The 22,876-nt window shown below is 35.2% G+C and carries 22 protein-coding genes and 2 pseudogenes; 18 read left to right on the forward strand and 6 right to left on the reverse strand.

Annotation, left to right across the window (positions count from 1 at the left end):
- Nucleotides 1–58: 58 nt before the first annotated feature.
- A complete protein-coding gene (locus ACOMCU_RS08230; protein ID WP_421049882.1) occupies nt 59–940 on the reverse strand; it encodes a LysR family transcriptional regulator in 882 nt (293 codons plus the stop codon).
- A gap of 134 nt (nt 941–1,074) precedes the next feature.
- On the opposite strand from ACOMCU_RS08230, the gene ACOMCU_RS08235 reads away from it, so the two are divergent.
- The 4 genes and pseudogenes from ACOMCU_RS08235 to ACOMCU_RS08250 all read left to right on the forward strand — a co-directional run.
- The gene (locus tag ACOMCU_RS08235; RefSeq protein WP_421049883.1) at nt 1,075–2,085 is read left to right on the forward strand and encodes an alpha/beta fold hydrolase; all 1,011 of its coding nucleotides are present in this window, start codon (nt 1,075–1,077) and stop codon (nt 2,083–2,085) included.
- A 107-nt stretch (nt 2,086–2,192) separates the two neighbouring features.
- Nucleotides 2,193–3,362: an MFS transporter gene (locus ACOMCU_RS08240; protein WP_421049987.1), complete on the forward strand. Its 1,170-nt coding sequence runs from the start codon at nt 2,193–2,195 to the stop codon at nt 3,360–3,362.
- Nucleotides 3,363–3,695: 333 nt separating this feature from the next.
- Nucleotides 3,696–4,033, forward strand: a pseudogene (locus tag ACOMCU_RS08245) (response regulator); the annotation flags it as partial.
- Nucleotides 4,034–4,969 (forward strand): annotated as a pseudogene (locus ACOMCU_RS08250) (sensor histidine kinase); the annotation flags it as partial. It abuts the pseudogene before it with no gap.
- Nucleotides 4,970–5,045: 76 nt separating this feature from the next.
- On the opposite strand, the gene ACOMCU_RS08255 reads toward ACOMCU_RS08250, so the two are convergent.
- On the reverse strand, nt 5,046–5,756 hold the full coding sequence (locus ACOMCU_RS08255; protein ID WP_421049884.1) for an N-acetylmuramoyl-L-alanine amidase family protein: 711 nt from the start codon (nt 5,754–5,756) through the stop codon (nt 5,046–5,048).
- A 297-nt stretch (nt 5,757–6,053) separates the two neighbouring features.
- On the opposite strand from ACOMCU_RS08255, the gene ACOMCU_RS08260 reads away from it, so the two are divergent.
- Complete coding sequence (locus ACOMCU_RS08260; RefSeq protein ID WP_010860942.1) at nt 6,054–6,896, forward strand: polysaccharide deacetylase family protein; 843 nt, start codon at nt 6,054–6,056, stop codon at nt 6,894–6,896.
- Between the two features lie 279 nt (nt 6,897–7,175).
- Here the strand turns inward: ACOMCU_RS08260 and ACOMCU_RS08265 are convergent, their stop codons facing one another.
- Nucleotides 7,176–8,654 (reverse strand): PLP-dependent aminotransferase family protein, encoded by a 1,479-nt coding sequence (locus ACOMCU_RS08265; protein WP_421049885.1) that lies wholly within the window; start codon nt 8,652–8,654, stop codon nt 7,176–7,178.
- A gap of 189 nt (nt 8,655–8,843) precedes the next feature.
- Between ACOMCU_RS08265 and ACOMCU_RS08270 the strand changes: the two genes are divergently transcribed.
- Nucleotides 8,844–9,632: a PhzF family phenazine biosynthesis protein gene (locus ACOMCU_RS08270; RefSeq protein WP_010860940.1), complete on the forward strand. Its 789-nt coding sequence runs from the start codon at nt 8,844–8,846 to the stop codon at nt 9,630–9,632.
- A gap of 427 nt (nt 9,633–10,059) precedes the next feature.
- A complete protein-coding gene (locus tag ACOMCU_RS08275; RefSeq protein ID WP_421049886.1) occupies nt 10,060–10,623 on the forward strand; it encodes a DUF2306 domain-containing protein in 564 nt (187 codons plus the stop codon).
- Between the two features lie 338 nt (nt 10,624–10,961).
- On the opposite strand, the gene ACOMCU_RS08280 is transcribed toward ACOMCU_RS08275, so the two are convergent.
- Nucleotides 10,962–11,447: a hypothetical protein gene (locus ACOMCU_RS08280; RefSeq protein ID WP_421049887.1), complete on the reverse strand. Its 486-nt coding sequence runs from the start codon at nt 11,445–11,447 to the stop codon at nt 10,962–10,964.
- A 127-nt stretch (nt 11,448–11,574) separates the two neighbouring features.
- Here ACOMCU_RS08280 and ACOMCU_RS08285 point away from each other — a divergent pair, with 127 nt between their 5' ends.
- Nucleotides 11,575–12,090 (forward strand): hypothetical protein, encoded by a 516-nt coding sequence (locus tag ACOMCU_RS08285; protein ID WP_421049888.1) that lies wholly within the window; start codon nt 11,575–11,577, stop codon nt 12,088–12,090.
- Nucleotides 12,091–12,901: 811 nt separating this feature from the next.
- Here ACOMCU_RS08285 and ACOMCU_RS08290 read toward each other — a convergent pair.
- Complete coding sequence (locus tag ACOMCU_RS08290; protein ID WP_421049889.1) at nt 12,902–13,228, reverse strand: BRCT domain-containing protein; 327 nt, start codon at nt 13,226–13,228, stop codon at nt 12,902–12,904.
- Between the two features lie 331 nt (nt 13,229–13,559).
- Between ACOMCU_RS08290 and ACOMCU_RS08295 the strand changes: the two genes are divergently transcribed.
- From ACOMCU_RS08295 to ACOMCU_RS08305, 3 genes are all read left to right on the forward strand, one after another.
- Nucleotides 13,560–14,522 (forward strand): helix-turn-helix transcriptional regulator, encoded by a 963-nt coding sequence (locus ACOMCU_RS08295; protein WP_421049890.1) that lies wholly within the window; start codon nt 13,560–13,562, stop codon nt 14,520–14,522.
- 72 nt (nt 14,523–14,594) lie between these two features.
- Nucleotides 14,595–15,224 carry a type 1 glutamine amidotransferase family protein gene (locus ACOMCU_RS08300; RefSeq protein WP_010860934.1) on the forward strand — a complete coding sequence of 210 codons (630 nt, stop codon included), beginning with the start codon at nt 14,595–14,597 and terminating at the stop codon, nt 15,222–15,224.
- A 13-nt stretch (nt 15,225–15,237) separates the two neighbouring features.
- Nucleotides 15,238–15,381 (forward strand): hypothetical protein, encoded by a 144-nt coding sequence (locus ACOMCU_RS08305; protein ID WP_421049891.1) that lies wholly within the window; start codon nt 15,238–15,240, stop codon nt 15,379–15,381.
- A 446-nt stretch (nt 15,382–15,827) separates the two neighbouring features.
- On the opposite strand, the gene ACOMCU_RS08310 is transcribed toward ACOMCU_RS08305, so the two are convergent.
- Nucleotides 15,828–16,097, reverse strand: a complete 270-nt coding sequence (locus ACOMCU_RS08310) for a hypothetical protein (protein ID WP_421049892.1) — start codon at nt 16,095–16,097, stop codon at nt 15,828–15,830.
- Nucleotides 16,098–16,543: 446 nt separating this feature from the next.
- On the opposite strand from ACOMCU_RS08310, the gene ACOMCU_RS08315 reads away from it, so the two are divergent.
- The 7 genes from ACOMCU_RS08315 (at nt 16,544) to ACOMCU_RS08345 (ending at nt 22,701) form a co-directional block, all read left to right on the forward strand.
- The gene (locus ACOMCU_RS08315) at nt 16,544–17,689 is read left to right on the forward strand and encodes a DUF418 domain-containing protein (protein ID WP_421049893.1); all 1,146 of its coding nucleotides are present in this window, start codon (nt 16,544–16,546) and stop codon (nt 17,687–17,689) included.
- 665 nt (nt 17,690–18,354) lie between these two features.
- Nucleotides 18,355–18,540 carry a hypothetical protein gene (locus ACOMCU_RS08320; RefSeq protein ID WP_010860930.1) on the forward strand — a complete coding sequence of 62 codons (186 nt, stop codon included), beginning with the start codon at nt 18,355–18,357 and terminating at the stop codon, nt 18,538–18,540.
- 534 nt (nt 18,541–19,074) lie between these two features.
- Nucleotides 19,075–19,980: an NAD(P)/FAD-dependent oxidoreductase gene (locus ACOMCU_RS08325; RefSeq protein WP_421049894.1), complete on the forward strand. Its 906-nt coding sequence runs from the start codon at nt 19,075–19,077 to the stop codon at nt 19,978–19,980.
- A 396-nt stretch (nt 19,981–20,376) separates the two neighbouring features.
- Nucleotides 20,377–21,045: a DNA alkylation repair protein gene (locus ACOMCU_RS08330; RefSeq protein WP_421049895.1), complete on the forward strand. Its 669-nt coding sequence runs from the start codon at nt 20,377–20,379 to the stop codon at nt 21,043–21,045.
- A gap of 228 nt (nt 21,046–21,273) precedes the next feature.
- Complete coding sequence (locus tag ACOMCU_RS08335) at nt 21,274–21,555, forward strand: CD3324 family protein (RefSeq protein WP_421049896.1); 282 nt, start codon at nt 21,274–21,276, stop codon at nt 21,553–21,555.
- A gap of 126 nt (nt 21,556–21,681) precedes the next feature.
- Nucleotides 21,682–22,104: a GNAT family N-acetyltransferase gene (locus tag ACOMCU_RS08340; protein ID WP_421049897.1), complete on the forward strand. Its 423-nt coding sequence runs from the start codon at nt 21,682–21,684 to the stop codon at nt 22,102–22,104.
- A gap of 27 nt (nt 22,105–22,131) precedes the next feature.
- Nucleotides 22,132–22,701, forward strand: coding sequence for a GNAT family N-acetyltransferase (locus tag ACOMCU_RS08345; RefSeq protein ID WP_421049898.1), 570 nt, complete (start codon nt 22,132–22,134; stop codon nt 22,699–22,701).
- Nucleotides 22,702–22,876 lie beyond the last annotated feature (175 nt).

Here is a 22,876-nt window from a genome sequence, read left to right on the forward strand (position 1 = left end):
TTTTCGTGAGTGCGACTTTTTCACTTAATTGACATCCAGTTTTTTCTTTACGGATGGGTCAGGAAGTCTCTCTGGTTAAGTCCAAAAAGGCTTCAATGGCGGGGGACATCCATTTCTCTTCATGCCAAAACATTTGGGTAGCAAAGGAGACGGCTGTCAAATCCCACGGCAGTGGAACCAACTCACCACGATTCAGCTCGCCCGTTACGGCCATTTCAGGCAATATGGCGATGCCCATCCCTATTTTTGCACATTGCTTAATTGCCTCAGCACTGTTAAATTCCAATTCCGTAATGCTTCCCATGGCCATTTGAGAAAGGCTTCGTTCAAAAAACATCCGATAGGAGCAGCCCTGTTCCGTCAACAGGAAGGTTTCGCCATTAAAGTCCTCAATCGTCAAATCGGTCTGTGAAGCTAACGGATGCTCCGGTGCGACTAATAGATAAAAGAGTTCGTCACGCACCTTTTCCCCGCAGATTCCCGCTCCTCCCTTCAGCTCATCTAGCATAAAAATAATGTCCGCACTCCCTTCGCGCAAGCTTTGCTTCAGGTTCGGCTTACTGAGAGGGCGAAACATCAACCGAACCCCCGGATAACGCAAACGAAATCGGCGAAGCACAGCCGGAAGTCGGTATGTACACAAGGTTTCATCCGCACTTATGGTCAGTGTACCGGTCATTTCGCCAGATTGCTTCACAGCATGCTGCGCTTCTTCCAGCTCACATAAGATATGATCCACATAGCCTAGAAAACTTCTGCCCGCATCGGTCAGAGCCACCTTTTTCCCAAGTCGGTCCACCAGCTTGACGCCGAGTTCCTCCTCCAATGATTTCATCTGCATAGTCACCGTTGAGGGAACATAGTTCTGTACTTCCGCTGCGCGGGTAAAGTTGAGTGTGGTAGCAAGGGTATGAAATGTTTTGAGTTGCCGCAATTCCATACTGCAAAACCTCCTTATATTCAAAAAAAATGAACGTTCAATTCAAAAACGTTTCTTTGACTTAACAATAGCATCCTCGTAAAGTTATGACAAGAAAGACAATAAGTCTTTGATGATAGGGAGGAGATTTTGATATGAAAGATTATGAACTGTATGAACTGGGGAATGTGGAGCTGCAATCCGGTGACACCCTACCCAATGCCGTGCTGGCGTATAAAACCTACGGTACGTTGAATGTGGCTAGAAATAATGTGATCGTTTATCCTACTTGGTTTGCAGGACTGCATACCGATAACGAATGGTTGAATGGACCTGGTAAGGCACTGGACCCAGAAAAGTATTTTATCATTGTCCCCAATATGCTTGGAAACGGGCTGTCCTCTTCACCAAGCAATACACCACCGCCTTATCACCAGGCACACTTTCCGCATGTTTCTATTTATGATAATGTGCGACTTCAGCATCAATTGGTTACGAAGAAATTTGGCATTACAAATATCGCGCTTGTTGTCGGTTGGTCACTTGGTGCTGTTCAGACCTTTCAGTGGGGGGCAAGTTATCCCAATATGGTCGAGCGCATCGCTCCATTTGGAGGAACCGCTAAAACCCGACCTCATGCAAAGGTTGTATTCGAGGGAATGATTGCCGCGCTTCAAGCCGATGCTGCCTGGAAGGATGGTTTTTACAACGAGCAACCGAAAGTTGGATTGGCGGCCATGGGACGGGTTTATGCGGCTTGGGGCTTCTCTCAGGCTTATTATCTGGAGCAGCTTTACCAGCAAGAGGGCTACCACACCCTGGAAGAATATCTCGTAGATTACTGGGATCAAGTGTTTTTCAGTTTTGATGCCAATAATTTGATCACCATGCTACGTACCGGCATCACCGGAGATATTAGCGCGAACTCGATTTATAACGGCAACTTCGAGCTTGCATTAAGTAGCATTACAGCAAGGGCGCTAGTCATGCCTGGAAGCACAGACCTATTCTTCCCTCCGCAGGACAACGAATATGAAACCCGACACATGCCAAACGCCATTTTCCTCCCGATTGAATCCAACTGGGGACATTGCGCGGGCATCGGACAGCATGAACAGGATTCGGAATGGATAGATGAACGTCTCAAGCGATTCTTACTCGAATGAAGGATAAAGCACGCTTTTTCCCTGTCAAGGAAACTGTATACGTCTATTAAGGAAAACAAACCGGGCAGGGGAATATACTTAAACCAATGGAGAAGGGACAATCTAAATTGAAAAACAACACTCTCATCTATATTTTGGCTCTTGCTGTTTTTTTGATAGGGACCATTGAATACATTATCACAGGTATCATTGAAATGATTGCCGTGGATTTGGGCGTATCTACTTCTAAAGCAGGACTATTGGTAACTGTATTTGCGCTTGCAGCAGCCATTGTCGCTCCGATTCTGATCGCCTTAACAATTAATGTGGATCGAAAGAAGCTATTAGTGATTACTCTCGGTATTTTTATAGGTAGCAACGGACTAATGTTTATAAGTCCTACTTACGAAACCGTACTATTAGTACGAATTGTTCAGGGAGCTAGCGGAGGAATCGCTACGGTGGTAGCCATGGCTGTAGCCACTCGACTGGTTGAAAAAGAAAGAAGGGGTCGTGCTATCGGCATTATTTTGATGGGGCTCAGTAGTTCACTTGTGCTGGGCGTTCCGATTGGTACGTTTTTTAGTGAGATTGTTGGCTGGAGAGTTTTGTTTATTTTGATAGGTCTAATAAGCATTTATCCATTACTCGTTATCCACAAAAAAGTTCCGGTAATTAAGGAAGAAGAAGCAGTTACCCTCGGGATGCAACTCTCCATTTTAAAAGATTCAAGGATTGTGTTAGCCCTGGCTATCACATTATTTTACATCGGTGGTTATTCGACGCTATTCACTTATATTACGCCTTTCTTGCAGGCCACATCCTCACTTTCCATAGCCGAAATTAGCGGCGTTCTATTTCTTTCAGGAATTTGTAGCTTTGTTGGTTCAAGAATAGGAGGACAATTAGCAGATACAAAAGGGTCAACATTTACAATTAGTCTCGGACTCCTATTACAAGGAGCAACGCTTATTTTATTCGCTCTTTCTTGTGACAATGTCTTGTTCTTAATAGTGGTCCTCATGATTTTCATGTTGGCAACCTGGAGTATCTCTCCTGCCCAACAACTATATCTGGTCACTTTGGTACCTCGGAATTCTGATATAGCGTTGAGTGTGAATACATCCTTCATACAATTTGGCTTCGCATTAGGATCTGGTGTGGGGGGGGTTGTCATCAGCCGTACATCCATTCTGTATATAAATTGGTTTGGCCTCGGCGCTGTGTGTATCGCTCTCCTTCTTGCCATCTCGCTATTCACAAAAATGAACAATACGATGGGTATTAAAGAAAAGTAAAATGGACTGAGACAGAGGAGAGATTAGAATTTGAGAGAGGCCTTGGCATACCAGAACAGTATGACCAATGCCAAACAGCTAATATTGGCTTTTCTACGGCTTAAATTCGTTAACTAGTCAAATTCTTTACTTTACCCAGAAAAGAATATATGATTTGCAGAAATTCTACCTGATGTGAAGATTAAACAAAGATACAGTAATGTCGTTGATTCTACTTAGTTACTTGCTTAATATGGACATGTAAAGTTCATCAATACGGAGATTGAATGTTACTTACATTTATACTTGGTTAGAATGAAATGAGTATAATAAATAGTTAAGCAGGAGATAAAAATGATTGGTCAAATATTAATTATTGAAGATGAAGATATTTTACGAGAGATTCTTAAAGATTATTTTCTGAATGCAGGTTATTCGGTATTAGAAGCTAAAGATGGGGAAGAGGCACTTAAGATATTTCAAGAAAATGAGCTTAGTTTAATTATATTAGATATTATGCTACCTAAATTGGATGGAGTATTTGCCGCCGAATTAGAAAAACTTCAAATATCTCGATTATTATGTTGACTGCTCGTACAGATGAAGATGATACATTATTAGGTTTTGAATTAGGGGCCGATGATTGTGTAACGAAACCTTACAACCCACTCGTTTTATTAGCACGTGCCAAAGAAGAATATTATATTTACATTGTTGCTTTTGTTTCTTTATTAATATTATTGGCATCTTATTACTATTCAATAAAAATTGCAAAGCCATTATTACGGATTAATCGTACAACGGAGAAAATAGCGAATTTAGATTTCTCTGAGACAATTGCTGTTCATTCAAATGATGAAATTGGAGACTTATCGAGGAATATCAACTTACTTGCGAACGGGTTAAGTATGTACATTGAACAGCTACAGCAAGATATTGAAAAGGAGAAAAAGCTAGAAAATACGCGGAAAGAGTTTATTTCCGGTGTATCACATGAATTGAAAACACCTTTAAGTATTATGAAAAGCTGTATAACGATATTGAGAGGGAATGTAGCAAATCATAAGAAAGAGTATTATTTCGATGCATTGGAAAAAGAAGTCGATAAGATGGATTTATTGATTATCGATATGCTGGAATTAGCAAAGTATGAATCGGGTACGTATAAAATGCAAATGGATTCTTTTTATATCGATTCACTGTTAGAAGAGATTTGCGAAAAACTAATGCCTGAAATACAACAAAAACAATTGCAAGTTGAAACCGATTTATCACCGATTGAAGTAGTAGCCAACCAACGCCGTATCGAACAGGTTCTTACAAATTTTTTGATGAATGCAATTCGATATTCGCCTTCCTAAGAAAAAATAATTTTGGCGATAGAGGTGAAAGGGGAACTGGTGAAAATAAGTGTGGAGAATAAAGGTGCTCATATTGAAGAAGCGCATCTAGAGAAAATTTGGGAGCGCTTTTATCGGATTGATGCTTCTAGAAAAAGGTTAGACGGTGGAACTGGTTTAGGACTGGCGATTTCCAAAAATATATTAATGCTACATGGGGTCGAATACGGTGTTTGCAATACAAAGAATGGCGTACAGTTTTATTTTTATTTACTAATAAAAGAGTGAAAAACAGCTCATACAAACGGTTTTATAAACCATTCGTATGAGCTGTTTTTTGTGGAGCTACCTATTTCATATTGATTTATTTTGCAAAGAATTTAATAATCCCATCAACGATAGAAATGGAAATTTTGCTTTGGAAATCTTTAGAAACCATTCGGATTTCATCTTCTTTATTTGACGTAAAGCCCAGCTCTAGTAATACTGCAGGAGCGGAATTATTCTTTAAAACATAAAAATCACTGTCTCTTACACCACGATTTTTGGCATTAATACTTTGCTTAAAGATAGATGCTTGCAGGATTTCAGCTAATTTTTCGCTCTTGTTTTGATGTGAACTGTAATGAACAGCTATTCCGTTAACACTAGGGTCGGTAAAAGCGTCATGATGAATACTAATATACAAATCAGCTGAAACATCATCGGCAATTTGAATCCTTTTTTGTAATGCTTCTCTTTGATTACGGCCTAAATCTATATCTTTATCACGTGTTAAGACGACTGTTGCGGCTGTTCTTTTTTCAAGCTCCCGCTTAATATTTTGTGCTACTGTAAGATTCACCTCTTTTTCGCTTGTTCCAAAGGTTAAGCCAGTTGTGCCAATATCAACGCCGCCATGGCCAGGATCAATCACAATGTTTTTTCCCTCTAATAAACCAATGGTATTACTTTCTATTGCATTATTGTCAATTTCAATTATCTCAGCACTATTACCTTGAGTAACATACATTAGACAAACGAAACTAGAACAAATAAATGATACTAAAAGATACTTCCAACTATTTTTCTTCATTTTTTTAAACACTCCTAATCTATTAAGTTCAGCTGATTAACATGAACCAATAGTAAGATGTCTAGATAAAGATAAAATGAAGAAAAGATAAATATGAAATAAAACTAATTCCTGACCGTGCTTTATGTTCAAAGATAAATCGTTGAACCGTTGAGAGAGTGAGCTGACCATACACATTTCAATTAAAAAGAAAAAGAGCAGAGTCAGCAATTTTCTTTAATTTAACTCGACACAATCTGCATTTTATCTTTATATTGTTCAATTAGACTAGCCTTTGTAAAGGAGAGGTTGAACAATATGAAAACATCACGAAAAACTATCAAGAAGAATGGGGTAATAGAAGGACTAAAAATAATCGGAATTGTTCTAACTACTATTATTCTAATGTTCTATATAAGAGAGAAATCCAATACACTACCTGTCAAAATAATTGCAGAGGAACAAAGTAAACAAATGGCACCACAGCAACAAAGTGAAGTCATAAAAGAGGAGCTTAAAATAGAGAATAAACCAATAAGTAGACCCTTAGGAAAAGTTGTATATCTAACATTTGATGATGGTCCTAGTCTTTTGACGGGACAATTTTTAGATGTATTAAAAGAACATGATGTAAAAGCAACTTTTTTTATGCAAGGAGCCAATTTGCAGAATGAAAATTTACAAAACAATGTAAAGCGAGCTACATCTGAAGGGCATTATGTAGGAGCACATAGCATGACACATAATAGTAAACATCTATACACGGACGGTCAGTTTGTACAAGAAATGAATGAAGCAATTGCTATAATTCATGATATTACAGGTACAAACCCTAAATTAGTTAGAGCGCCATATGGTTCAGTACCAGGCTTAGATAATGAACAACTTCGCAATCAAATTGTAGAAGCGAATATTAAAGTATGGGATTGGACAATTGATTCTTTAGACTGGAAATTGAAAAATAACCCTTATCAAATTGTAGAGAACATAAAAAATGGAACTTCAAGAGATGTAGAAGTTGTACTCATGCATGAAGTACATCAAACACTTCAAGTACTTCCAGACATTATTTCTTTTTATAAGGAAAGAGGGTATAAGTTTGGTGTTTATCATGACTTTGTTCATTTCCCTTTAAATTTTCGCAATGATAAACGGTTGTGAAAAATGGTGGTGGATGTATTAGGTTTATCAAGATCTATATATAGAACTTTTTAAAATAAAGGGTAATACATACTACACATGACTAATATGTATTACCCTTTTATTGTAGATTTGAAATTAAGTTAGATTATTTGTAACAAAGTCTGGTTATTGCTTTTTTAAAAATTGATTAAAAAGATGCTTCAAACGTTGATTTAATGAAAGAAGAGATTTTAAAAGCATGTCAAAAAAACGTTTATTTTACTTTTTTGTCATTTCTAAAAGAATAAATGAACCTTTTTAAAAATAGGGAGTATTATTTTTCATTTTTTTGGATGTAATTTCAGAATTGAAAATATTACATAATGTTATAATTCCATGTTGTAACTGTTGTTCATTCATATAAGAAAAGCTTAATCGCATATGGTGATTCTCTTGCTCCACAGGGTAACAAGCTGATCCCGGTAAAAATGTTACAAAATTTTTTTTGGCTTCCATGAGTAGCAGATTTGTATCTATCCAGGTTGGAAGACTAATCCATATGTTCAACCCTCCATTTGGTATAATCCATGAAATCTCTTCTGGCGCGTATTGTGATAATAAATCGAGAGTCAAATCTCGTCTTACTCTTAAGGCTGTTCTTAATTTTTTCATATGATCAATCATTTTTTTTGAAGTAATGAATGGTAATAATGACTTTTGTGTTAATAATGGACTTCCTAAATCAGCATTTGATTTAGCCGCTAATAGTCGATTGAATATAGAACCTGAAGCTGAAAGTATCCCAATTCTGCAACTTGGAGCTAATGTTTTACTCAGCCCTTTTAAATAGATCACATGACCATAATAATCTATACTTTTAATAGGAGCAGGAGGTTTTTTATCAAAATAAATCTCACCCCATGGGTCATCTTCTACAATAATACATTGAATACTTTTAGCTATCTCTAATATTTGCCTACGTCGCTTTAGGGACATAACCGCACCTGTAGGATTATGAAATGTAGGTATTGTATAAATAATTTTTGGTTTGTATTTATCACATAAATTTTGAAGTATATCCACTTTCATACCCTCTTTATCAACTGGAACTGTAAGTATCGTAGCGCCTCTCCCTCTAAAAATATCAATTGCCCCTGGATAAGTAGGACTTTCCATTACCACAACATCGCCTGGGCCAACAAATGTACGTGCGACAAGGTCTAATCCTTGCTGCGAACCATTTGTAATTAAAAGGTTATCAGGTGTAGTAGGAACTTCAAATTGTTTTAAATATTGAGTCATTGCTTCCCTCAGATTATAGTCTCCTTGGATTTCACTGTATTGTGATAAAATTCTTGGATTCTCCGAAAGCATTTTATGAATTTCTTGCTCTAAATATCGATTAGGAAGAAGCCCAGGGTCAATCATAGAAGAAGAAAGTTGAATTTCACCTGGAACGTGATGAAAGCGGGAAAACTGAGCTCTCGGAAGATAATCTTGTATAGGTAGTTGCCAACTAAATGGTAAATAATCGTTTTTTATTTCCTCTATTTCTGTTTCTTCAGTATTTACAAATGTACCTTTTCCTTGAATAGAAGTTATAAAATTTCCCTTTTCAAGTTCTTTATATGCCTTTACAACAGTAACAAAACTTACTTCTAACTCTTTAGATAATTCGCGGACAGAAGGTAACTGACTACCTTGTGGTATTAGACCTGATCGTATGTGATCAACAATTGATAGAAATATTTGTTTGGAAAGTGAAGTTTCAGAATTTCGTTGAATTTCAATATGCATGTTTACCCTCCATTAAGTGTTATACAAGTGCATTGAGTGTTATACATGGTTTCGGTATAAAATATAGGGGATTTCAAATGAACAAATTATAACACTGGGAAGGGTGTATTGCGATGTTAAAAAATTGAGAGAAGCTTGAACAGTTTAAGTAATACAAAAGAAAAGATAATATACAGGAGGTTTTTCAATATGAAATATTATGTAGTAGATGCTTTCGCTGAAAAATTATTTGAAGGTAATCCAGCTGGTGTTTGTATTATGGAAGATTGGTTACCTGAGGATTTGATGCAGAAAATTGCTAGCGAGAATAACCTTTCTGAAACAGCGTTTGCTGTAAAGGAAGGGGATAAAGACAATTATCATTTAAGATGGTTTACACCAGGAGGGGAAATTGACCTTTGCGGACATGCTACCTTAGCAACCGCATATGTAATCACTAACTATTATGAAAAACAACTAGAAAAAATCAGATTTCAAACAATGAGCGGGGAACTGATTGTTTTGAAAAATAATAATCTTTATGAATTGGATTTTCCGAGTATTAAAATTGAGGAATATATTCTGACAGAACAGATGGTGGAAGCACTTGGTATAACGCCTATTGAAACCTATATAGGGAGAGATTTGGTGTTTGTACTCGAAAAAGAAGATGATGTGCTTAATTTATCTCCTGACTTTGCTAAATTAGCACAATTTCCAGAAGGACTTGCAGTTTTTGTGACTGCAAAGGGAAAAGCAGTTGATTTTGTATCCAGAGCTTTTTGGCCAAAGTTACAGGTAAATGAAGATCCAGTTTGTGGCTCAGCACACTGTAGTTTAATTCCTTTTTGGGCAAAACGATTAGAAAAAAACGACATGATTGCTAGACAGCTCTCTAAACGTGGTGGAACACTATACTGTAAATACAAAGAGGATAGAGTAAAAATAAGTGGTTCCGCTGTTTTATATTCAATTGCAGATCTCCAATTAAATTTATAACAAAAAATGTACTTTTTTAAATGATATGTTTTAATCAATCGAAAATAAAAGTTTATAAAGAAAGTGAAAGATTGGATCATATGTACCAGGGTTAATGTACAATTACCATGCCACATATAATTTTTCTTTTTATCTTTCAATTATTATTTTGTTAATTGCCGCAATTCTTACATTGTCACTTCCTGAGCTTAATGTGAAAAAGGAAAGAACTCACTCTGTATAAACAAAATAAGTACTTAAAAGGGAGATTATAGTATGTTAAAACTAATATGATTGTATGTTTTAATGATGGTGATTTCTTTAGGACATGATGGTCCTAGACAAGTGGTTTGAACGATAGTTTCGGAATTTCTAATGGAGGGAGCTACTTATAAGAAAACAAAAATTACTTGTAATTGGTTTATTTATCATTGCTTTTATGTGGATCATGCATACATTATCGAAAAATTTTATGGTGGATCCCGATTTTGAAAAGTTCCTGAACAATAAGGATGAAATCATTTCTAATCCTACTGTATGGGCCGTCATGTTACGGATACATATTATTCTAGCTGTCATTGCTTTATTGACAGGCCCAGTAGGCATGATGAAAAGTTTACGGAATAAACGATTACCATTTCACCGTTTTAATGGTCGAATCTATATCTTTTCAATTGTATTAAACTTTATCCCCGGTGTATATGTTTCTCTATTTGCGACAGGTGGTTGGCTAAGTACATTCGGATTTCTTATTTTAAATACGCTCTGGCTGATAACAACAACTCTCGGTTATAAATCTATCAAAAGAAAAGATATTGTAAGACATAGTCAATGGATTACTCGGAGTTTCTTTCTCACTTTTGCCAATACAATCATTTATATTATTGTCGCAGTTACACATAATGGATTAAATCTTTCCTATGGGCTTTCCTATACTATTGCTGTGTGGCTATGCTGGATTATTAGTTTAGCTATAGCAGAAATTGTGATTAAGAAAAAAATTCTAGCATGATATTAAATAATTATAAGCCTTTTCAAATTAAATATTAAAAGTTTTTGGAAAAAATAGTGAAGTAATAAATGAGTAATACTCAATTTGAGGGTGTTATTATCGGGATTCGATTCTCGAAAAACAAGTTTATTTTTCAGCTTTATTTGTAAAATAACGATCTCAAATAAAATTAAACAACTTTAATACCCTTCCAATAAATTCAGTGTTGAAAGGGTATTGGTTTTATTAAGATAAAATAAAAAAAATTTATTATTTCCATATATTTTGATTATGACTGGTTGTTTATTGCATGAAAGATTCCTTCGTTGGAGTTCGGTACACTAAGTGCTGATAAGCCTTCACATATAGCAACTGGCAACAAAACTGCCGCTAAGTTTAAGTGTTTGTGATAAAATTGCATCTTTCAATTTATATATTTGATTATAGCCGTCTGTGTATGCCATTTTTAGTTGATTCCGCAATTGTTTGTTTTCTTCCTCCTTTTTCATGATTCTTCGCTTCAATGATTCAATAATTACATCTTTATTGCTATCACTCATCTCACGTTTACTCTGTTTTGGTGTAGGGGTTTGTGCTTGCTGCTGGCGTAGGGTCTCAATTCGTTCATGCAGTTCATATTTCTGTACGTCTAATTCGGAAAAGTCAATTGCTAAGTCCTTACATGGACTTCCATCGTGACACGTTAAACACGGTGGTGCTTCCATATGTGCACAATTACCCTTTAAATGAGCGTGACTTGTCCCATAAGGATTGTCCATCGCATTTAATTTGTGATCTTGCCATAAAGCATCCAAAATATCTGTATGAATATCTTCTTGTGGCATGACAGAATACATGTTTTGAAATTGTGTTGAAAATTTTCATTCTGAATTCATCTCATCTTGATTTTATCTTTACATTGTTCAGCAATAATAGTTTATGTAATACAAATAAATGAAAAGAGGGATTAAGATGAGTAAAAAGAATTTAATCATTGCATTTGGTATTTCAACAGCATTTATAGTAGGCGGCGGGCATACCTACGCTACACAAATTCAGAAAGATGAGTCAGTAAAACCCGTACAAATAGTTCACACACAAACGGATGAAACAACAAAACAAGAAAGTAAAGAGCTACCAACTCAAAAAAGTAAAGAACTACCAACTGAATTTAGTTTTACTGATGAGGCTTTGTTTACAACGAATGGTCAGCCTGATTACTTTGCAAATGCGTTTTTAAATAATCAGGACCTATTTTCTTTATTAAATATGAATGCAACAGAATTAAAACAACAATTGGCAACTGGTAAATCGGTTGTAGAAATTGCATCATCTAAGAATGTATCTAAACAAGAAGTGATTGAGGTCATTGCAAAAGCACAGAAAGAGGTGCAGTTTAAAGGGGGAGAAACGGAAGAAACGCTAGAAGAATATTCAAAAAGTATTGAAGTAAAAGTATTACATGTAATTGAGTACAAAAGTAATTGAGCACAAATATACGATAAAAAAATATTCTTACCACTTTAAAAACGTATACAATTAGGAAGAATACAGATTATACAAATGGTTTTGTTAACCATTCGTATGATCTGTTCTTTTTTATGGAGTTACTTGAGCATATGTAAGTTTTACTGATGACTATCCAATTGCAGTTTCAGCCGGAAAAACTTATAACATTAAGGCATACCCAATTTTTTTAGTTGAAAAATTTTGCAATCTAGAATGATCCTGTTATTGGTTGGGATACATTAAAAGGAAGCGGATATACTAATAAGCCAATTGATGTATGTTTCGCTGTTACCAAATAATTCAATAAATGCTGTCTGTCTCTTACATAAAAATTCTTCTAATAGTATGACAAGTCTTACCCCCTTCCTGTTATTTCAAATAAGAAGGGGGTATACATATGAAGTAAATTAACGAACAAAAAAATGAATCGATACCTCTAAGTTGGACATAAAAAAATAAGGGCAAGTAACCTCTTGCCAAGCAAGGGATTTTAGACAGACAATAAAAAAACCCGGAAAATAAATTCCGGGTTCGATTACCACTTACATTTATTCCTCCATGACACACTGCCTCGCTTCCGCATTGGATTCTAAGATTTACCTAAGAAAACCGTACTTTAGCTTTATCAGTATTGATGGTCCTTCAGAGCTATCGATCAACCTTACTCATCGGGTTAACCCTCCTAGTCATATAGGATTCAAAGTGAAATCTTTAATAGTATAGTCCAAAAATTATTTTTTATACGTATTAATTTTTGATTAAGCTATTTCCACGTAAAAGATGGTGATGGCTATTCTTTGTGCATAGAAATGAGCCACAAAAAATCAGCCTCTGGTATAATCTGAATATCGATGCCGTGGCTAATCAACTGCTCAGCTTTTAATTGTTTCGTACTTATACCACGACGTTTATCTCCAAGAATTAAGAAAGCTGTCTCCTGGGTAACGGCTCCTTGCATAATTCCTCCAAAAGCTCTTACTTTTTTTGCAGCCTCTGAACGTGTCATCGTGGAAAGGGCCCCTGTAAAGACGATTTGTTTTTTATCAAATGGATGCATCAGGCATTCCGATGGGTCACAAAAGAAGATGACTTCTGGGTTGTCTTTATGTTTGTACATGTTGGCTCTCCTTAATTGTTTAGAAAGATTGATGAATTACATCACAAAGTATTTTTTCTTCATGTGACATTTCATACAATTATCTTCAGAAAAAAATCTGTTACTACCTTTATTTCAATATAAAACATTCAAATGCAATTATCGATGAAATGTTATGTTTTAATTATATACTAGTTGAAACAGCACTCAAACTAGTCATGGAACTGAACCGGTTTTTACTAAATGTGTTAACATACACTTTTAACATTGAAATTACATGTGTTAAGCAAAATGAATTTATGGGCTATTGAAGACGACGTTCGGATAAAGCGGAATTTTGAGGTGAAAAATTATGGCTAAAATTGACAACATGATGGCGATTCTATGGATGTTGCATTCTGGCAGGAAAATGACTGCACAACAAATAGCTGAAAAGTTAGAGATGAATATCAGGACTGTTTACCGTTATATTGATGCACTTTCTGCCAGTGGTGTGCCGATTATCGCTGACTCTGGTCATAATGGGGGGTATACCCTGCTGAATAATTTTATTGAAAGTCCACTTCTTTTTGATGTAGAGGAGCAAACGGCATTACAACATGCTGCTACTTTTGCAAAAGAAGCTGGATATTTTTTAGGGGAGGCATTGGACAGAGCAACATCAAAGCTACAGATGTATGCCAATCAAGAGCAGGAAAGACTGATCAAGCAACATTTACAAGGACTTGAAGTACTCAGTCCAATCGGAAAAGCATCTCTGGAGCCAATATTGAAAAAATTGGAGCAAGGTATAGTACACGAATCGTCTGTAGAAATTGAATACCATACAAGTCGTGAACAGCAACCTAAACGTCGGATTGTTGATCCATATGGCATACTTTATTGGAATAACAATTGGTATGTCATAGCTTTTTGTCATCTAAGGAATGAAATCCGCAGTTTTAGAGTGGGGAGAATTGTTAGTATTAGTCAAACAGAAAGTACTTTCCATCGACCAACGTCTTTTTCGGCAGATGAATTTTTTATGAAAAACCTACTTCCAGAAGTAGAAGATAAGCAAGGGCTTATGCCTTTAGTTGTTGGTGGTAAGGCAAGTGCGTTAGATAACTTATGCCAGCATTGGTTTTTAGGACATCATTTCAAAGAACGGACTTCAAATACAGTGATATTTCTACTAGAAGAAGAAGCAATTCATACGTATGTACCGTATTTACTTTTACCCTATGGCAAATCTATTCAAGTAATTGAACCGGAAAGTTTGAAGCAAAAACTGATTGAAGTTCTCTATGAATTAATAAATTATTATCAAGTTTGAAAACTTTACTGACGGAGGATGTCAGTGAAGTTTTTTTATAATAGGGTATATCGACTAAAAGGAGTGTGTAGTATGTATACAAAAAAAGTTTATCTTTATGTATTTGATACGATGGCAGACTGGGAAGTAGGTTATTTAATTGCTGAACTGAACTCGGGCAGATATTTTAAAAAAGATTTAGCACCTTTAGAGGTGGTTGCGGTAGGCATTGATAAAAATTCTGTTACTACAATGGGCGGATTGACGATACTACCTAGTATTTCGATTGACGAATGTATGTTGGAAAGCAAGGATGTTTTAGTTCTTCCAGGTGGGAACACTTGGTTAGAGGCAATGCACGAACCTATATTGAAAAAAGCTGGTCAATCTTTACAAGAAGGTACTGTTGTTGCGGCGATTTGTGGGGCAACATTGGGGCTTGCAAAGGTAGGATTGCTAGACGCAAGAAGGCATACAAGCAACAATCTAGAATATCTAAAAATGATTTGTCCTCATTATATTGGAGAAAAATATTATGAAATGGAACCAGCAGTAACTGATGGGAATTTAGTTACGGCATCAGGAATAGCGCCGTTGGAATTTGCGATGCATGTATTGAAGGTGCTAGATGTATTTGCACTAGAGACATTACAATCATGGTTCAATCTAAATCAAACTCAAGAACCAAAATACTTCTTTGAATTAATGAATTCTGTTAAATAGCCGATTAGATGTAATGGTCGGAGGACATACATTATTAGCATGTGTTATTGGAAATTGGCATTATGGTCTAACACCAGCAGAATCGATGAAAGAGAAAGAATTTTATCAAATGTATTGGTCATTTGTGGATGAAACAAAGAATGAATTGAAAGATTAGTTAAATAATCGGGGGCTATGATTAATGGTTGCCTTTCAAATTTTACAGAAACAACTTTATGGTTCTAATTAGTTCAAGAAGGAATTGTCTAATAAACTATAAATTTTCCAAAATAAATAGCAATTGAAGTTTAAACAAAATAAAGCATGAGAAAAAATATCCTCATGCTTTATTAAAATTCTTTATCCCTTATTTCATTATCATACATAATATTTACATGTGCTTGTTCGACATTTAATTCATGTTGGAGATAATCAATAAAAGATTGAAACATTTCTTCGTTTATCTCTTTTTTTTGTTGTTTAAGCTAATATTAAGCGTAGGTGTACCCCCCAATGCATATGAAGGCGTAAATGCCATACCCTGTGGTTCTCCAAATGTTTCAGTTATATAACTGAAAACTTTCTGTCTTACTTGTTCGATGAAATTTGTTTCCTCTTGGATTGTTATATCATCTTCCTTTGTTCCGTATAACTGTTTTCGTAAACCATGAATGTATGTTGTGTTTCTATATTTAAAATCACTGCAGCATAATAAAAACTATCATATTGATTATCACGATCATAAAGGACATGAGTGATTTCGTATTCCATGGTTGGATATATCTCTCGTAAGTATTGTTCTGCTTGTGAAATTACTTTTGCTTCTTCTTTTTCATCTGGTATCAACGATGCCTTAAAATGAAGTATTAATAAGACAGTCCCTACAATTAGCAATACCACTATTCCTGCAATTGTAAAAATGTAGACTCTGTACCAACTTTTTTTATAAAAAGTAATTAAGTTATAATTTTATGCTTAGAAAAGATGCAGAGAACAATATTAACCTACTATTAGAAATAGGCTGGAACAGTGACCAGACAAAAATGGAAGCAGCGCGCTTTAATGTTTCAACTGGAGTATGCATTAAACCTAATTTGTAAGTTTCACCCCTTATTAAGCTAACCGGGGCTTTCGTGGAAGATTGTTGAGCTGTATAGACAGCCCTTTTTTCTTATTCAAGGAGATAGAAGCAGGGATTGAGAAAGGGACTAAGTACGTGAATGTGAATATTCTAGGGTACCCGGTGATTTTTTTGGTTAAAAAACCATTTCTTACAATATCATGAAACTATTCTTTGCTACATTCGTATAGTAATTAATTACGAAAAAGTAGGTGAGAAATTGAAGGTAGAACGTGTTGAACTGATGGACGCATTGAGGGGTTTTTCGCTAATCGGAATTTTAATAGCAAATATGCTTCATTTCCAATTTGGTGCATCAGGAGTAGAAATTATTGAATCGGCGAGCGGGCTTAATAAAGTAAGTTATTATTTTGTAAAAATTGTTGTAGAAGGGTCATTTTATCCGATTTTTGGTTTTGTATTTGGTTATGTTTTGATAAAAATGATTGAATCACGAGAGGCTTCGGGGTTAAAGTACAAAAATATTGTGTTTCGACGGGCAGTTGGCTTATCCGTATTAGGGGCGATGCATATTGCGCTTGTGTGGGAAGGCGACGTTTTATTGTCATATGGCTCGACTCTTTTCATTTTATTATTATTCTTCTTAAAGCGCCGTGTGAAAACGTATTTTGTGTGGGGCTTCATTTTAACAGCAATCCTAGGAGTGGGAACCTTTTTTGGCAGCAGTTTTATACAGCTCGTTAAGCCTTTAACGACAGCGGAAATCATGATTTATCAGGACGGTACATATGCAGAAATATTGACGCAACGATTAGGTGAATTTATTGTAGAGGGTGGCTTTACACTATTATTCATCCTACCAATTGGCTGGCTTTTATATGTTGCTATAAGCTTTCTTGCAGTAGGTCCATTTGTATTATTCGGAATGGGCCTGGCGAAAAGGGGCGCATTTTTACAGCTAGAAAAAAGCACTCAGACATATAAAAAAGTGGCGCTGTTCGTACCAGTCGGGCTATTGCTGAAGGGGATTATTATTTTTGACACGCCGTACAGCTTATTTATTTATTCGGCAGGGACATATGTGTTAGCGATTGGTTATATTGCCTTATTTGCATGGTTATTTAGCCGCTATCAAACGCAAATGAACGATTATTTTGCCCCAATCGGAAAACTATCGCTCACAAACTATTTAATGCAATCGCTCATTTGTACGATTATTTTTTATGGTTACGGTTTTGGGTTGTTTGGAAAATTGGGTATATTTGTTGGAATCCTTTTATCGGTCATCATTTATGGCATTCAGCTAAAAGCAAGTCAACTATATTTAAAGCGCTTTTCACTCGGTCCAGTAGAAATAATTTTAAGGTGGTTCGTTTATTTTAAAAATCCTCGGAAAGTGGATTAATATTGTGTATCGGGTGAAGCTGTGCTGCTAAAAGTAACCTGAAAAAACCTATTGAATTTTATACAAATCTTGGTTTAGAGTTTGACCACTGTGTTGAGGATAAATTAGCTTTTTTGTGGATTGAAAAAGATAAAAGTTGGTTGTGATTATGGGAAACCGATAAAGTAGAAATTGAATATCATCCTTCAATCAGACATATAGCTTTTCAAGTCTCGTTGGAAGGATTAAATAAATCAGTTAGTTGGCTTAAAAATAAGGGATATGAACCAAGAGAAGCATTTGGTTTTGAGCCTCTTGAACCTTTTGGAATGGCTCATAATGGTTATGCTCACGCCAAAATACATTTTAATGATCCAGATGGAATAGTTTAGAGTTTATTTGTAAACTTGAAAATCCTAAGAAAATTACAAAACGTATGTACTTAAGTGAGTGGGAGCAATTAAATTATGGATAGCTAGAAAAATATTTATTGAACTAAACGGGGTGCTTTAATTGAAGAGCTCTTAAGATAGATTAGATCGTTATTCCGTTAAAGGGCGCGATATGTACTTAAACAAACAGGTGCATTAGCAGAACAAGGCTGCCTTTAGGTTAGCTTTTTCTTTTTGAAAACTAAATAAACAGCAGGTTAGTTAAACTAAGGGCAGTTTGAAGGAGGATATGGAATGACTGATTTATTTTTATTTTATTATTTTTTACCGTTGTTATTTTCATTTTTATGGTTTATCAATTTAGTTCAGCTATTAGAAAAACTAAAACAAAATAGAGATATTAAAAATCAAAAAATACTGGGTTCCCTATGGAGTATTTGCTTAACTTTTTCGATTCTTTTATCGGTATCATTATTATAGGGACGATTATGAGCTATTCTCCTTTCGAAATCAAACGAATTAATTATCTCTGCTTAGATTATGTAGTTTTATTTGTTAGATTGTGAAGGAAAGTACTTACAGTAACGGGGTGCTTTACTTGAAGAACATTGAGTTGCATAGGCAACTCATTTTTTCTTTAAGCCTATATAACCCACTAGCACCCATGTGTTGCCAAATACACTCCGCACATTGTGAAGAGGTTGCCTAGTTGGAATTAAACTGAATAATTCGATATGAAATAGGGTTATTTTATTAATAACGATAAATTGATCCTTTTTGATTTGTCAATTTATTATTCATGAATGATTTTTGTAGTCTCACTATACTATTGATGTTCAGATTTAGGAATAAAAATAAAAGCAATGTCTCCTGTTGTCGCTAAACACACCGCCATTTCTTTTCATATTTAATATTAGTGTGTAAAGAATGGAAATCCATCATGTGGGAAATAATGTAGTTCTCTTTTGCAAATAACAATTCAAAATAAAACCAAATCAATACGGAGGTAAAAAAATGAATGTCCTTGATTGTATCATTATAGGTGGAGGTCCTTCTGGGTTAAGTGCTAGCTTAACTTTAGGAAGGGCTAGGAGAAACATTACATTATTTGACGATGGAACTAATAGGAATAGAGTGACACAAGCGTCACATGGATTTATTACTCGAGATGGGATAAAACCACAAGCGTTTAAAGAAATAGCGTTAAAAGAGTTGGAGAATTACCCGTCCGTATCATATTTTACTGCAACAGTTACTGAAATCATTAAGGATATAGGTAATGAGCGATTTACTGTCAAAACATCTACTAGTCAGGAATTTGTTTCAGAAAAAATAATACTCGCCACCGGTATTCAAGAAATATTTACTATACCAAGTATAAGAAAGTTTTATGGGAAAAGTCTATTTAGTTGTCCGTATTGTGATGGATGGGAGCAAAAAGATAAGCCATTAGTGGTTATTGCAGAAAAAGAAGAGCATGTACTGCATTTGACTAAGTTAATTTATAATTGGTCGCAGGATTTGGTTGTCTTAACGAATGGAGTTCAATTATCTAAAGAAGGTAAAATAGAGTTACAAAAACACAATATCAAAATTATATCGGAAAAGATAAAAGACTTAATAGGTAATGACGGTTACTTACAAAAAATAGAGTTTGAAACAGGAGCAACAATTATAAGATCGGGTGGATTTGTTGCCCCATCTTATTATCACCCAAATCAATTTGCTGAGAAGCTTGGCTGTGAAATTCATGAAAATGGAAAAGTTATAACAGATGGTGTTGGTAGAACAACCCAAAAAAACGTATATATTGCAGGGGAAACAGAAAGATCTAAACCATCCTCTTTAATGCTTTCAGCTGCTAAAGGTAATAAAGCTGCGGTTTCAGTAAATACTGATTTAACGATGGAACGCTTTTGATTAGAATTTACGAAGAACGGATTTTGATTTTAGAATTCGTTTTTTCTTGTTGTTTAAAAAGGATTGAAGTTTTTTTTGTTGAAGTTATTGAACTAACGGCACAGCTTAGTTTATAGACTTATTCAACAATCGGGCGCTTTTCTTCAATAAAATCCCTTACTTTTCCCGAATCCCCAATCTATTAAAGAGCCAAAAATTCAAAATTGGGTATTTATGTTAAAATGTAAATGGCTTCTTATTAATTGAGGAACATAAATGCGAATTTGCCTACAATATTAAAAAAGGTAAACTTTGGAGGCACACCACTGCAATAAGACTTATAACGAAATTAAGTTCTTGATATATCCCGTCAAGGACATATTATGAAACAGTGCTTTAATAAAGGAGTTGTATAAAATGGATGAAAAAAAAGATACAGAAATAAAACGCTCTTCAAAAGCAGAAAACATTTTACCTCAGATCAATAGTAAAAGTAAGCTAGGCGACTTACGAAAAATCGCGAAAGACATTAAAAAAGATCACGAACTAGCTATGGAACTTTGGTCAACCGAAGAGTTTTTGCCCAGACTATTAGCAATCTTAATTATGGACAAAAAACTTCTTTCACATGATGTGCTAAATAAGCTTGATAAGGATATGCAGACTCACACTTTTGATGAGCGAAATAACTTAATGGATTGGTTAATGGCTAATCAGCTCACCAAAGACAAGAAGAAGATTGCATTGATGAAGACATGGGAAAATAGTCCTTCTGCTCTTCAAAGGCGAGCTTTCTGGTATTATCAAGGGCGATTGAGATGGACTGGACAAACACCGCCTGATAACACCGCAGACTTGCTATCTGCATTAGAAGCTAATATTACGAAGGAAGAACCGGAAGTTCAATGGGCTATGAATTTCACCGCAGGCTGGATAGGCGTTTATGATGAAAAGAATCGTACACGTTGTATTAAACTTGGTGAGAAAACGGGTCTTTACAAAGATGAAATAGTAGCAAAAGGATGTACTCCCAGCTATTTGCCGGAGTTCATTACGATTGAAGTTAACAAACGACATAATAATTAGTTACCTCTGAAAAATTTAGTAGGGTTTAATGCAAAAAATAAAGGAATTCAAAGCCTCAATATGAAAATTGTAATAGACTTGGACCGAAAAATAAAGAAAACAACGCGTTATGGTAGCTAGTTAGTGAAATAATGCAAGGAAGATGTAAAGGATTAACCCACTATCTCTTTTTGATCTGTAGGGCGCTTAACTTTAAGAAGAACAACTTTCCAGCTGCGGAGTGCAAAAATGAGCTATAAAAAAGCACAGAATCTACTACCAGCTGAGTTGGTAGAGTTAATACAAAATTATGTTGATGGTGAATATATTTATATCCCGCGAAGAGAAGATAATAAAAAGAGTTGGGGATCAAGTACTGCTACGAGAAGAGAATTAGCTGTAAGAAATGCTAAGATTTTTAACGATTATCAAACAGGAATGACTATTACGTTGGCAGAAAAATATTATTTGTCATTAAAGAGTATACAAAGAATTGTACTACAAGAAAAAAGAAAAAGTACAAACTTTTGAAATAGGTCAATGTGGTTGAATACCACATTGGCTTATTTTCTTTTAGGAAAAAACGATGAGGTTTTTTCAAGGAATGTCAGTCGGCTATAATCAAATCAACTCTTAAGATAAAAGGAGAGATGAAAGATGAATTTTTCGATTACGCAAGAAATAAATAGACAGAAAATCGAGGAGGCGCTTTATCAATTTAATTTAAAGCATTTCCCAACAGATTTAAGAGGTAGATACGAAGAAATTAATTTATTCCTTAAAGATGACAACGGCATTGTCCTTGGCGGCATACTCGCAGAAGTATGTTGGAACTGGTTGGAAATTCATACGTTTATGATTGATGAAGAATTACGAAAATCGGGATTAGGAACGACATTATTAGTAGAGCTTGAGAACATCGCTGTAGAAAAAGACTGTGATTTCATAAAGGTGGATACGTTAAGTTTTCAAGCGTTAGGTTTTTATGAAAAACATGGCTATAAAGTGTTTGGCAGTTTAGATAATGTCGGTAGAGATTTTCAGCATTACTATTTAAAAAAAGATTTGAAGATTTTTTAATTTTATCGAGCTATAGGGGATGGAGAGATGAACAATTTATTTACAATAGACTGTGGTGAAATATTACTGAGAGAGTTTAGTATGGAAGATGTTGATGCTCTTTATGAACTGACTTCACAACCGGAAGTTTATGAATTTTTGCCGGATTGGCGTTCCACGAGAGCACGATTAGACGGGGTGACAAATTATGAGATACCTGAAAATAAAGAGTTTTTGTCTGCCGTCCCTCATATCAGTGGTCACAATTATTTGAGGTTGGGCATGATCTTAAAGGAAACGGGCGAATTCATAGGCTTCTGCAATACAGGTATAAAAGAAGAACTAAGGGAACCAAACCGGGAAATTGCCTATGCGATATCAAAGCATTACAGAAATCGTGGCTACACCACAAAAGCAATAAAAGGCTTGCTGCAATATTTGTTTGACCAGACAGATGTAGAACACCTTAATGCAGTGGTTGTGCCCCGCAATGTAAGTTCAAATAAAGTGATACAAAAATGCGGTTTTTATTTTAATGGAGAAATGGAGATCGACAACCAAACGCATTATCATTACACACTTAACAAAGCACAATGGAAAAGTGAAAATAATCACTAAGGCTATTGCAAGTGCTTTACTTCGATAAGAAGTAGAGCCTTTTTCACGTTCTACTTAAAGTCCGAACAAGCTGAGAACTGATTTATGTAAGAAACCTCAAAGTATATACCTTAGATTGTGATGTTGAAACTTTTTCTAGTGTAATTACGTATAAAGTAAAGTTCAAAAAATTTCA

This window comes from Lysinibacillus sp. UGB7 (assembly GCF_049058285.1).
Lineage (GTDB): Bacteria > Bacillota > Bacilli > Bacillales_A > Planococcaceae > Lysinibacillus > Lysinibacillus sphaericus_B.